Source organism: Cupriavidus sp. 05N40, from assembly GCF_056397305.1.
Genome location: NZ_JBFTND010000082.1, coordinates 1 through 11,336, shown reverse-complemented (window position 1 = coordinate 11,336; position 11,336 = coordinate 1). Strand labels below are relative to the sequence as shown.

At 66.1% G+C, this 11,336-nt stretch carries 13 protein-coding genes; 3 read left to right on the top strand and 10 right to left on the bottom strand.

Annotation, left to right across the window (positions count from 1 at the left end):
- Nucleotides 1-172: 172 nt before the first annotated feature.
- The gene (gene urtA, locus AC1DO7_RS19830; RefSeq protein WP_441643161.1) at nucleotides 173-1,438 is read right to left on the bottom strand and encodes an urea ABC transporter substrate-binding protein; all 1,266 of its coding nucleotides are present in this window, start codon (nucleotides 1,436-1,438) and stop codon (nucleotides 173-175) included.
- A gap of 390 nt (nucleotides 1,439-1,828) precedes the next feature.
- On the opposite strand from urtA, the gene AC1DO7_RS19825 reads away from it, so the two are divergent.
- From AC1DO7_RS19825 to AC1DO7_RS19815, 3 genes are all read left to right on the top strand, one after another.
- Entirely contained in the window at nucleotides 1,829-2,107 is a 279-nt protein-coding gene (locus AC1DO7_RS19825; RefSeq protein WP_441612302.1) for a hypothetical protein, read from the top strand.
- A gap of 52 nt (nucleotides 2,108-2,159) precedes the next feature.
- A complete protein-coding gene (locus AC1DO7_RS19820) occupies nucleotides 2,160-2,306 on the top strand; it encodes a hypothetical protein (RefSeq protein WP_441612303.1) in 147 nt (48 codons plus the stop codon).
- A 67-nt stretch (nucleotides 2,307-2,373) separates the two neighbouring features.
- Nucleotides 2,374-3,675, top strand: coding sequence for an MFS transporter (locus AC1DO7_RS19815; RefSeq protein ID WP_441612304.1), 1,302 nt, complete (start codon nucleotides 2,374-2,376; stop codon nucleotides 3,673-3,675).
- Nucleotides 3,676-3,725: 50 nt separating this feature from the next.
- On the opposite strand, the gene AC1DO7_RS19810 is transcribed toward AC1DO7_RS19815, so the two are convergent.
- From AC1DO7_RS19810 to AC1DO7_RS19770, 9 genes are all read right to left on the bottom strand, one after another.
- On the bottom strand, nucleotides 3,726-4,205 hold the full coding sequence (locus AC1DO7_RS19810) for a MaoC family dehydratase (RefSeq protein ID WP_441612305.1): 480 nt from the start codon (nucleotides 4,203-4,205) through the stop codon (nucleotides 3,726-3,728).
- 95 nt (nucleotides 4,206-4,300) lie between these two features.
- On the bottom strand, nucleotides 4,301-4,750 hold the full coding sequence (locus AC1DO7_RS19805; RefSeq protein ID WP_441649928.1) for a MaoC family dehydratase: 450 nt from the start codon (nucleotides 4,748-4,750) through the stop codon (nucleotides 4,301-4,303).
- A 78-nt stretch (nucleotides 4,751-4,828) separates the two neighbouring features.
- Nucleotides 4,829-5,947, bottom strand: a complete 1,119-nt coding sequence (locus AC1DO7_RS19800) for an acyl-CoA dehydrogenase family protein (protein ID WP_477116482.1) — start codon at nucleotides 5,945-5,947, stop codon at nucleotides 4,829-4,831.
- Between the two features lie 13 nt (nucleotides 5,948-5,960).
- On the bottom strand, nucleotides 5,961-7,163 hold the full coding sequence (locus AC1DO7_RS19795) for an acyl-CoA dehydrogenase family protein (protein WP_477116481.1): 1,203 nt from the start codon (nucleotides 7,161-7,163) through the stop codon (nucleotides 5,961-5,963).
- A 94-nt stretch (nucleotides 7,164-7,257) separates the two neighbouring features.
- Complete coding sequence (locus AC1DO7_RS19790) at nucleotides 7,258-7,710, bottom strand: DUF1178 family protein (protein WP_441612309.1); 453 nt, start codon at nucleotides 7,708-7,710, stop codon at nucleotides 7,258-7,260.
- A 218-nt stretch (nucleotides 7,711-7,928) separates the two neighbouring features.
- Complete coding sequence (locus AC1DO7_RS19785; protein ID WP_477116480.1) at nucleotides 7,929-8,576, bottom strand: NUDIX domain-containing protein; 648 nt, start codon at nucleotides 8,574-8,576, stop codon at nucleotides 7,929-7,931.
- Between the two features lie 51 nt (nucleotides 8,577-8,627).
- On the bottom strand, nucleotides 8,628-8,936 hold the full coding sequence (locus AC1DO7_RS19780; protein WP_441612312.1) for a DUF2818 family protein: 309 nt from the start codon (nucleotides 8,934-8,936) through the stop codon (nucleotides 8,628-8,630).
- Nucleotides 8,937-8,956: 20 nt separating this feature from the next.
- Entirely contained in the window at nucleotides 8,957-10,432 is a 1,476-nt protein-coding gene (nuoN, locus tag AC1DO7_RS19775; protein ID WP_441612313.1) for an NADH-quinone oxidoreductase subunit NuoN, read from the bottom strand.
- A gap of 18 nt (nucleotides 10,433-10,450) precedes the next feature.
- A partial coding sequence (locus AC1DO7_RS19770; RefSeq protein ID WP_477116479.1) for an NADH-quinone oxidoreductase subunit M occupies nucleotides 10,451-11,336 on the bottom strand: 886 nt, incomplete at its 5' end.

Genomic DNA, 11,336 nt, shown 5'->3' with positions numbered 1-11,336 from the left:
GCCGGCGGAGTCTTGGTGGCGCGTTGGGTCGCGTCTTGGTGTTCTCTGTGTTCGGGTGGGAGCAGCACGAGGCGGTAGAAGACCCGCTGTTTCGCTCCCGCTGCCTTGCTCCTCCGTCCCGCGCACGGGACGGAGGAGCAAGGCCTGGCAATGTGAAGTAGCCCGACAGGCCTTACATCACCTTGTCCGGCTTGCCTTCGTTACCCGCGATGAACGGGCTCCACGGTTGCGCGCGGACTGCCTTCGGGGTCTTCCACACCACCGAGAACTGGCCGTCGCCCTTGACCTCGCCGATCATCACCGGCTTGTACAGGTGATGGTTCTCGCCCATGGTCAGCGTGAAGCCGTCCGGCGCCTTGAAGGTCTGGCCATACATGGCGGCGCGCACCTTGTCGGTATCGGTGGTGCCGGCCTTCTTCACTGCCTGCGCCCACATGTGGATGCCAACGTAGGTGGCTTCCATCGGGTCGTTGGTCACGCGCTTCTCCGCGCCCGGCAGGTTGTTGGCCTTGACCCACGCAGCCCATTGCTTCTTGAAGGCATCGTTCTCGGGGTTCTTGACCGACATGAAGTAGTTCCACGCGGCCAGGTGGCCCACCAGCGGCTTGGTATCGATGCCGCGCAACTCTTCCTCGCCGACCGAGAACGCCACCACCGGCACGTCCTTGGCCTTCAGGCCGGCGTTGCCCAGTTCCTTGTAGAAGGGCACGTTGGAGTCGCCGTTGATGGTGGAGATCACCGCGGTCTTGCCGCCCTGCGAGAACTTCTTGATGTTGGCGACGATGGTCTGGTAGTCGCTGTGGCCGAACGGCGTGTAGACTTCTTCGATATCCTTGTCCGCCACGCCCTTGCTCTTGAGGAAGGCGCGCAGGATCTTGTTGGTGGTGCGCGGGTASACGTARTCGGTGCCSAGCAGGAAGAAGCGCTTGGCGCCGCCGCCTTCCTTGCTCATCAGGTATTCCACCGCGGGGATGGCCTGCTGGTTGGGTGCCGCGCCGGTATAGAAGACGTTCTTGGACATCTCCTCGCCTTCATACTGCACCGGGTAGAACAGCAACGAATTCAGTTCCTCGTAGACCGGCAGCACCGACTTGCGCGATACCGAAGTCCAGCAGCCGAACGTGACGGCGACCTTGTCCTTGGTGATCAGCTGGCGGGCCTTCTCGGCGAACAGCGGCCAGTTGGAGGCCGGGTCCACCACCACCGGTTCGAGCTTGCGGCCGAGGACCCCGCCGCTCTTGTTGATCTCGTCGATGGTCATCAGCGCCACGTCCTTGAGGGACGTTTCGGAAATGGCCATGGTGCCGGACAGCGAATGCAGGATGCCGATCTTGATCGGCTCCTTGGACTGCGCCATTGCCAGCGGGCTGACGCCAGCGGTTGCGAAAAGCGCCGCGGCGGCTACCGCCGACAGCTTCAGCATGTCACGTCGTTTCATTACAGCTCCCAGATTGTCGTGTTTGATAAGGAACAACGCACCCCGGGAATGCTTCTGCAACTAGCGTGCCATGGCGTGAAGCGCGTGCCCGGGCCCTCCAGCACGGGCCCGGGCGCCTCCGGCGACAACGGCCGGCCCTTGCGCACCACGACAGTGCGCCGCCCGCGCGCACCAAGCATGTGCGGCGCGCAAAGCCCACTTCAGATTGGGGCACACCTGCACACCGGCACCGGCGGCGCTGGTGCGCGGCGGCACCATACTGCAGCGCGCCGGTCGCCTGCCTTCGCGCGCGACATGCTGCGCCGTGACTTGCCCGAATCCGGAAACGGCTCTATGGTTCCCCATCGCTGCGGCGGCACATAGAAAAAGCAGCAACCGGAGACAGCCAATTTGAAAGCCGCACGGCAGCAGCTGGACGGCACCGGCGCCCGCACGGGCGTGCCCGGCGCCGACCGTATCGTGGTCAGCGGGGCGGGCTTGGCCGGCACGGTCGTCGGCACGTGGCGCGACAACACCTGTCCCGGCCGTGGCAGCGACATCCCCTTTCATCCCTGCAGTTTTTCCTTTGCACCGAAGCGGGACCGGTCCGCGGCGTACCGCTGGCAGCCAGCCACGCCGCGCCGGCGGGATTTCACGCTGCGCAAGGCGGCTGAGGCCGCGGCCCGCTAGCCACCCTGCCCGCCCACGCCGTCGGGTCACGACCCGCGACAGGAGAATGCCAATGAGAGCGCCTGCAAGACAAAGCGGTCATGGCCACTGTCGCCGCGCCGGCGATCAGGCGCGCTGCGCGGAGACCGGCGGCGGCCACCTGGCCATGCCGGAGCAGCCCGGACGGCTGCGCGATCTGATCGTGCGGCACCTGGATTGAACGCGCCGCGCCCCGCTTCCCACCCGATTCCCACCCGCCTCTTCCCTGCCACCCACCGCGCATACCCATGAACCTTCCCTCGTCCTACCAGCCGCGTCGCGCCTGGGCCATGGCTTCGATGCTGACCTGGCTCGCGCTGATCAACTTCCTCGACAAGATCGTACTGGGCATGGTCGCCGTGCCGATGATGGCGGACCTGAAGCTGTCGCCCGCGGAATTCGGACTGGTCGCCAGCAGCTTCTTCTGGCTGTTCGCGCTGTCCACCGTGCTGGTGGGCTTTCTCTCCAACCGCGTTGCCACGCGCTGGCTGCTGCTGGCGATGGGCGTGGCATGGGCGGTACTGCAGGTGCCCGTGGTGCTGGCCGGCTCGGCCATGACCATCCTGGTGTGCCGCATGCTGCTGGGCGCGGCGGAGGGTCCGGCCTTCCCGATCTCCGTGCATGCGCTCTACAAATGGTTTCCCGACCACAAGCGCAACCTGCCCGTGGCGGTGGTGAACCAGGGCGCCACGGTGGGCCTGCTGGTGGCGGGCCTGGCGATTCCGCTGGTGTCGCTGCAGTGGGGCTGGCGCGCCAACTTCATCGTCCTCGGCGCGATCGGCGCGGCGTGGAGCGTGATGTGGCTCTGCGTGGGCCGCGAAGGCTCGCTGACCCAGCCCGCGGCGCAACATGCGGGCGGCGGCGCGCCCGCCGCGCGGCTGCCCTACCGGCGCATCTTCCGTGACCCGACCGTGCTGTCGTGCATGGCGCTGAACTTCTGCGCCTACTGGGCACTCGCGCTCGCGCTGACATGGCTGCCGGCGTGGATGGAGAAGGGACTCGGCTTCAACCCGGTGGCCACGGGCCGCTGGTACGCGGTGATCGTGGTGGCGGCCATGCCGACCACGCTGGTGCTGAGCTGGCTGTCGCAGCGCATGCTGCGCAATGGCGCCTCTTCGCGGCTGGCGCGCGGCGTCCTGATTTCAGTCCCGGCCATGGCGGGCGGCGTGATGTACCTGGTGATCGAATCGGTGACGCTGTCGCCGGTGCCGATGGTCCTGCTGCTGGCGGTGGCGGGCGCGCTGCCGCCGGTGGCCTATGCACTCTCGCCCGCCATGCTGGCCCAGGTCGTGCCCGAAGCGCAGCGCGGCAGCGTGCTGTCGATCCATACCGCGGTGATTTCGCTGGCGGGCATCGTGGCGCCGGCGGTGATGGGGCAGCTGGTGCAGCGCCACGGCATGAACGGCGGCTTCGACGTGGGCTTCACCATCAACGCCCTGCTCCTGCTCGTCAGCGGTGCGATGGGCTTGCTGTGGCTGAATCCGGAGCGCTCGGCAAAGGCGCTGGCAAGGGCCACGCAGGAGATGATGCCGGCGCGGTCGCCGGCCTGAGGCAGGCACGCGGCCGGGGCGGGCTCGCCGCCGCGGCCGCGTCGCGAGGACTACGAATAGCGGCGGCTGATCGATTCCGCCACGCACACGGGCCGGTCGCTGCCTTCGCGCTCGACCGTGACCTCCCAGTTCGACTGTGCGCCGACCAGGCCGGGCGCGTTGGGCAGCGGCTCCAGGCGCTCCACCGACAGCAGTTTCACGCGCGCGCGCAGGCGGCTGCCGACCGGCACCGGCGCGGTGAAGCGCACGCGGTTCAGCCCGTAGTTCACGCCCATCTTTACGCCGGGCATGTCCAGCGCGTTATGCATGAAGGCCGGCAGCAGCGACAGCGTCAGGAAGCCGTGCGCCACCGGTCCGCCGAACGGCGATTCGCGGCGGGCGCGCTCCACGTCGATATGGATCCATTGATGATCGCCGGTGGCTTCGGCGAACTGGTTGACCTGTTGCTGGGTGATCTCGATCCAGTCGCTGGTGGCCACTTCCTGGCCCTGCAGGCTTTCCAGTTCTTCGAGCGAAGCGATGGTACGCATGATGTCTCCTCGTTGTTGTGGTGGTGAGCGGCGGCCGCGATCGGCGTCGGTGCGGCCAGATGATGCCTTGATGTCCGCGGGCTGGCAACGGCCTCTCAGACCGGGCGGCGGCCGTACATGCCCATGCCCTTGACCGTGCAGACCAGCTCGCCGCGCTGGTTGGTGGCTTCCCATTGCGTGTGCACCACGCCGCGGTCCGGCCTGGAGGCCGATGCGCGCGCGTCGAGCACCACCAGCGACACGCTCAGCGTATCGCCGGCATAGACCGGCTTGAGCCAGCGGATCTCGTCCACGCCGGGCGAGCCCATGCTGGCCGCACCGGTGGTCATGCTGTCCACCAGCAGCCGCATCATGATCGAGCAGGTCATCCAGCCGCTCGAGATCAGGCCCTTGTAGATGCTGTCCTGCGCCGCTTCCTTGTCGATATGGAAGGGCTGGGGATCATACTGGCGCGCGAAGGCGAGGATCTCCTCCTCGGTCACCAGGTGGGAGCCGAGGTCGCACTTGCTGCCGACGGCGAAGTCTTCGAAATACAGGGTGGGCATGGATCGTTCCGTCTACGGCCACTGCAGAATGAAAAAACCGCGCCTGGACTACGGCGCGGTTCTTGTCTTCGACCTGGATCAGGCAGTTTCCAGGAAGCCGGGCTGGGTCGCGAAGCGGCCCAGATGGTGATCGACATCGCCGAAGGTGGTGTTGATCAGCGTCAGGCGCTTGAACATGTGCGCGGCCGGCAATTCGTCGGTCACGCCCATGCCACCGTGGATCTGCACCGCTTCCTGGCCGACCGAGCGTGCGGCCTGGCCGACGCGCGCCTTGGCCGCGGAAGCCAGGCGACGGCGCTCTTCGGGGCTGGCCTCGTCGAACTTGGCGGCGGYCAGCAGCGTGATCGAGCGCGACTGCTCGGCATGGATGAACATCTCCACCATGCGATGCTGCAGCGCCTGGAAGCGCGCGATGGGCTGGCCGAATTGCTGGCGGGTCTTGGCGTATTCCAGCGTGGCGGCGTTGAGCGTGTCGATCACGCCGACGGCTTCCGCGCACAGCAGCACGGCGGCGTAGTCGGCCACCTGCTCGATCACGTCCCAGGCGGCACCGGCAGTGCCCAGCAGCTCGCCCTGCGCATCCTTGAAGGTGATATCGGCTGCGCGCAGGTTGTCGATGGTGCGGTAGTCGGTGATGCTGACGCCGGCGGCCTTGGGATCGACCAGGAACAGCGAGATGCCGCCGGTGTCGGCATCGGCACCGGAGGTGCGGGCCGAGACGATCAGGCGGCCGGCCTGCGCGCCGTGGATGACCACGGACTTGCGGCCGTTGAGCTTGCCGTCCTTCGCGGTGACGCGCACGTCGTTGAGCGCGTAGCGGGCGTGCGGCTCGTTGAATGCCACGGCCAGCTTCAGCTCGCCACCGGCGACCTGCTCCAGCAGCGCATCCTGGCCGCCGGCCAGCTTGAGCGCGTAGGCGCCGACCACGGTGGCGAAGTACGGCTCCACCACCAGGCCGCGGCCCAGTTCCTGCTGCACCACCATCATGTCGACCGCCGTACCCGAGAAGCCGCCCTGCGCTTCGGGCACCGGCAGCGCGGTCAGGCCGAGCTCGACCAGCGCGCCCCAGGCTGCATCGCCATGGCCGCTGGCGGTCTTGATGCCCTTCTTGCGGGTCTCGAAGTCGTAGCTCTTGTCGATGAAGCGGTGGATGGCATCGGCCAGTTGCTTCTGTTCGTCGCTGAGATTGAAGTTCATATCGCGTGTCTCCTCACAGCCCCAGGATCATCTGGCTGATGATGTTCTTCTGAATTTCGTTGGACCCGCCGTAGATGGAGGTCTTGCGATAGTTGAAGTAGTAGGCGGCCAGCGGCGCGGCATCGTCGTAGCCGGTGACGGCATGTTCGTGCTCGCACTCCAGGTAGGCCGKRTCGAACGGCTGCGCGTAGGGGCCSACGGCCTCCACCATCAGYTCGGTCAGCATCTGCTGGATCTCGGTGCCCTTGATCTTGAGCATCGAGGCCTCGGGGCCGGGGCCCTTGCCGGCGCTCTCGCTCGATACCACGCGCAGCACGGTCAGTTCCAGCGCCATCAGTTCGATTTCCAGCGCGGCGACCTTGGCGCCGAACAGCGGGTCTTCGAGCAGCGGGCGGCCGTTCTTCTGCTGCTGCTTGGCGACGCGCTTGAGGAAGCCCAGCTCGCGCTTGGAGTTGCCCACGCGGGCGATGCCGGTGCGCTCGTGGCCGAGCAGGTACTTGGCATAGGTCCAGCCGCGGTTCTCTTCGCCCACGCGGTTCTCCACCGGCACCTGGACGTTGTCGAAGAACACTTCGTTCACTTCATGCTCTTCGTCGAGCATGATGATCGGGCGCACGGTGATGCCCGGGGTCTTCATGTCGATCAGCAGGAAGGAGATGCCTTCCTGCTTCTTGGCTTCGGGATCGGTGCGGACCAGGCAGAAGATCATGTCGGCGTGCTGGCCGAGCGTGGTCCAGGTCTTCTGGCCGTTGACGATGTAGTGCTTGCCGTCCGAGGTCAGCTCGGCGCGGGTCTTCACCGACGCCAGGTCGGAGCCCGAACCCGGCTCGGAGTAGCCCTGGCACCACCAGTCGGTGCAGTCCAGGATGCGCGGGAGGAAGTACTGCTTCTGCTCCTCGCTGCCGTACTTCATGATCACCGGCGCGACCATGGCCACGCCGAAGGGCAGCACGCCGGGCGCGCCGACGCGGGCATTTTCCTCGTCCCAGATATGGCGCTGGGTGGCGTTCCAGCCGGTGCCTCCGTACTGCACGGGCCAGTGCGGCGCGGACCAGCCGCGGCCTGCCAGCAGCTTGTGCCAGCGCACCAGGTCGTCGCGGTTCGGGCGACGATGGTTGAGAATCTTGCTGCTGATGTCGGCCGGCAGAGTGGCCTCCAGCCAGCCGCGCACTTCCGCGCGGAAGGCATCGTCGGCCGCCGAGTAGTTGAGATCCATGCCCGTCTCCAGTGATGCCGGTGTGAGACCGGCATATTGTTCTAGCTAGCGCGTCATGCGCCGGCAAGACACTGCCGCGGGCACAGGACGCTATTCAGTGAGCCGTCTGCTTGAGCGCATCCGGCACCACGAGCTGGAAGGTATCGATGCCCTCTTCGGCAAGCGCCTGCACTTCGTCCGGGGACGCCGTGCCGCGGATGCCGCGTTCCGGTGTCTCGTCGTAATGCATGCGCCTGGCCTCTTCGGCAAAGCGTTCGCCCACATCCTCCGTCTGCGCCAGTACCTGCCTGACCGCCTTCATGTAAAGCGACTGCAGGGTCACGGCAGCCGCGGCCGGGGCTTTCGCCTCGGCCGGCCTGCCCGCCGGTGCCGCGGTCGCGCCTGACAGGTTCAGGCGCGGCGCGCTGGGCAACCGGGTGATGGCATGGTCCGCGCAGATGGGGCATTGGACGAGTTTCTGCAGAATCTGCGCTTGCGCATCGTCCTCCGAAGCAAACCAGCCCTCGAAACGATGGTCTTGCGCACAACGCAGGTCGAGCACCTTCATGATGTTTCCAGCCCGTCGAAAGCTATAGTATCCGCGAAACGGAATTTTGTGAACGGTCGTGCTAATTTTTTTGCGACCTTGCGCCGCCGGCTTGGCACAACCGCTTGGTACGGCGCCAGAACCGGGGGCATGGTCGCAATGGCACGGCTAAGGAATGGGATTCTACGCGCATGCCCGGCAGCTTGCCGGGCATGGCCTGGAGGGATCGCCGCCGGGGCTCAGCGCAAGCCGGGCAGCGCTTGCTCGCCGGGCTGCCAGGCCCCGGAGATCACTTTCTCCAGCCAGAAGGCGCCGATGATGGTTTTGACGTCGGTGATGCGTCCGCGGCGCACCCAGTCGATCACCTGCCCGGCCGGCGCGATGAAGGTCTCGAGGAATTCGCCCTCGTCGAGCTCGGCGGCGCCCGCGCTCAGGTCGCGCGCGAGGAAGATGTCGATGAACTCGGTGGAATACGAGATGACGGGGTGGATGCGCGTGAGGTAGTCCCAGCGCCGGGCGCTGTAGCCGGTTTCCTCCCGCAGCTCGCGCTCGCCGCAGCGCTGCGCGCCTTCCTGGGCATCGAGCTTGCCGGCGGGAAACTCAAGCATCACCTCGCCGACCGGATAGCGGAACTGCCGCTCCAGCAGCACGCTGCCGTCGTCGAACAGCGGGATCATCATCACCGCGCCCGGATGCAGCACGTACTCGCGCCCGGCATGCTTGCCGTCGGGCAGCCTGACGATGTCCTGCTTGAGCGTGAGGAATTTGCCCTGGTGCAGCGTGGCGGACGCCAYGCAGGTTTCCTTCAGGGCCAGATCGCCGCCGGCGGCGAGATCGTCGTTGTCGGTGTCCGCGAGGGCCGCGGCCGTGTCCATCTTGTGGCTCATGAAAGCTCCGGGTCCGGATGCGGCCGGCCGGGCGTCTTCACTGCCCGGGCCTCAGGCCGCGCGATGTTTGACGAGGTATTGCCAGGTGAAGCCGGGGAAGGCGAACACCAGCATCATGCAGGCAGTGATGGCGTAGAACTGCCAGCCCTGCGGGAATGCGTTGCCGAGCCCCGCCTCCACCGCAAAGCCGGCCAGGCCGGCGCCCACGTACCAGGTGATCAACTCGGCCAGCCTGATCCACAGCGGCTTCCGGGCGAAGCGCAGCGGCACCAGGACGAACAGGCGCTGGTTGACGAACGGCAGGTTGGCACAGACGAGTGCCAGCAAGATGACAAACCAGCCTGCCGCGGACGAACTCATATGCCTGTGCCGCCTTTGCTTCAGGACGCCAGCGAGGCGCGGATAGCCTGGTAGCACAGGTTCATCAGCGCCGACGGGAACACGCCCAGGGCGATGATGACCGCGCCGTTCAGGCTCAGCATCGAGCGCAGGCCGAAGGTCGATTCGAGCTTGCGATCGTCTGCCGGCGCATCGAAGTACATCAGCTTGACCACGCGCAGGTAGTAGAACGCGCCGATCAGCGAGAACAGCACCGCCACCACGGCCAGCCAGGTCATGCCGCTCTTGACGACCGCTTCCAGCACGGCCAGCTTGGCGTAGAAGCCCATGGTCGGCGGGATGCCGGCCAGCGAGAACATCATCACCAGCATCAGCAGCGCGTACCAGGGGTTCTTGCGCGACAGGCCCTTGAGGTCGTCCAGGGTCTCGGCTTCGAAGTCCTTGCCGGCGCGCAGCAGCACGATGCCGAAGGTGCCCAGCGTGGTCAGCACGTAGGTCACGGCGTAGAACATCGACGCGCCATAGGCGCCGGCGGCACCGTCGGCACGCCCGTCAGCCACGCCGGACAGCATGCCCAGCAGCAGGAAACCCATGTGCGAGATGGTGGAGTACGCCAGCATCCGCTTCAGGTTGGTCTGCACGATGGCGGTCAGGTTGCCGATGGCCAGCGAGGCCACGGCCAGCACGGCCAGCATCAGCTGCCAGTCCACCGCCAGCGGCAGCAGGCCTTCGACCAGCAGGCGCAGCGCCATGGCGAACGCGGCCAGCTTCGGCGCACCCGCGATCAGCAGCGTCACCGCGGTCGGCGAGCCCTGGTAGATGTCCGGGATCCACATGTGGAACGGCGCGGCGCCCATCTTGAACGCAATGCCGGCCACCAGGAAGACCACGCCGAACGCCAGCATGGTGGTATTCACGCGGCCCGACTCCACCACGCGGAACACTTCGCCCAGGTTCAGCGAACCGGTGGCGCCATACAGCATGGACATGCCATACAGCAGGAAGCCCGAAGCCAGCGCGCCCAGCACGAAATACTTGATGGCGGATTCCGATGTCACGCGGTTGTCGCGGCGCAGGGCCACCAGCGCATACGACGCCAGCGACAGCAGTTCCAGGCCCAGGTACAGGGTCAGGAAGTTGTTGCCGGTGATCATGACGATCTGGCCGCCGAGCGTGAACAGCGCGAGCATGTAGAACTCGCCGCTGAACATCTCGCGGTCGGCCAGGTAGCTGCGGGTATAGACCAGCGTGATGAACAGCGCGGCCGAGCAAAAGGCCGACAGCACGTTGGCCATCGGGTCCACCACCACCAGGTTGGCGAAGGCGTAGTTGGTTTCGCCGGCGGCTGCGTTGAGGCCGAACCATACGGTCAGCACGAGCGTGATCAGCAGCGACAGCGGATAGGCCAGGCTCGTGCGCTTGCTGCCGCGGGCCAGGTCGATCCAGTTGACCGCGGCGATCGCGATCGCCAGGAAGATGATTGGCGCCACAGGTGCCATTGTCGAGGACGGTTGCATGTTTGTTTCTCTCCCCGATTACAGCTTCGACTGCGCCACGTGCGACAGCAGGTTCACCACGGAAGCGTGCATCACATCGGTGAAGGGTTTCGGATACAGGCCCATGTACAGGGTCATGATCGCCAGCAGGCCGAGCATGAAGAACTCGCGCTTGTTCAGGTCGATCAACTCGGCCACGTGCTTGTGCACCACGTCGCCGAAGATCACGCGCTTGACCATCCACAGCGAATAGGCGGCGCCCAGGATCAGCGCGGTGGCAGCCAGCAGGCCGATCCAGAAGTTGAACTTGACCGCACCCAGGATCACCATGAACTCGCCGACGAAACCCGAGGTGGCCGGCAGGCCGCAGTTGGCCATGGCGAAGAACACCGACAGCGCGGCGAACTTCGGCATGGTGTTCACCACGCCGCCGTAGTCGGCGATCTGGCGCGAATGCACGCGGTCATACAGCACGCCGATGCAAAGGAACATGGCGCCCGAGATAAAGCCGTGCGAGATCATCTGGATAATGCCGCCCTCGATGCCGATCTCGTTGAAGATGAAGAAACCGAGCGTGACGAAACCCATGTGGGCGATCGACGAATACGCCACCAGCTTCTTCATGTCCGCCTGCACCAGCGCGACCAGGCCGATGTAGATCACCGCGATCAGCGAAATGGTGATGATGAAGGCTGCCATGCTATGGCTGGCGTCGGGTGCGATCGGCAGCGAGAACCGCAGGAAGCCGTAGGCACCCAGCTTCAGCATGATGGCCGCCAGCACCACCGAGCCGCCGGTCGGCGCTTCCACGTGAGCGTCGGGCAGCCAGGTGTGGACCGGCCACATCGGCACCTTGACCGCGAAAGCCAGGAAGATGGCGATGAACAGGCCGATCTGCTCGTTCATGGACAGCTTGGCCTGGTGC

What these genes read in the sequence shown, in the direction of transcription:
- AC1DO7_RS19820 (WP_441612303.1), top strand. Translation starts at nt 2,160, where the DNA reads ATGAGAGCGCCTGCAAGACAAAGCGGTCATGGCCACTGTCGCCGCGCC.
- AC1DO7_RS19815 (WP_441612304.1), top strand. Translation starts at nt 2,374, where the DNA reads ATGAACCTTCCCTCGTCCTACCAGCCGCGTCGCGCCTGGGCCATGGCT.
- AC1DO7_RS19810 (WP_441612305.1), bottom strand. Translation starts at nt 4,205, where the DNA reads ATGCGTACCATCGCTTCGCTCGAAGAACTGGAAAGCCTGCAGGGCCAG.
- AC1DO7_RS19805 (WP_441649928.1), bottom strand. Translation starts at nt 4,750, where the DNA reads ATGCCCACCCTGTATTTCGAAGACTTCGCCGTCGGCAGCAAGTGCGAC.
- AC1DO7_RS19790 (WP_441612309.1), bottom strand. Translation starts at nt 7,710, where the DNA reads ATGAAGGTGCTCGACCTGCGTTGTGCGCAAGACCATCGTTTCGAGGGC.
- AC1DO7_RS19780 (WP_441612312.1), bottom strand. Translation starts at nt 8,936, where the DNA reads ATGAGTTCGTCCGCGGCAGGCTGGTTTGTCATCTTGCTGGCACTCGTC.
- nuoN (WP_441612313.1), bottom strand. Translation starts at nt 10,432, where the DNA reads ATGCAACCGTCCTCGACAATGGCACCTGTGGCGCCAATCATCTTCCTG.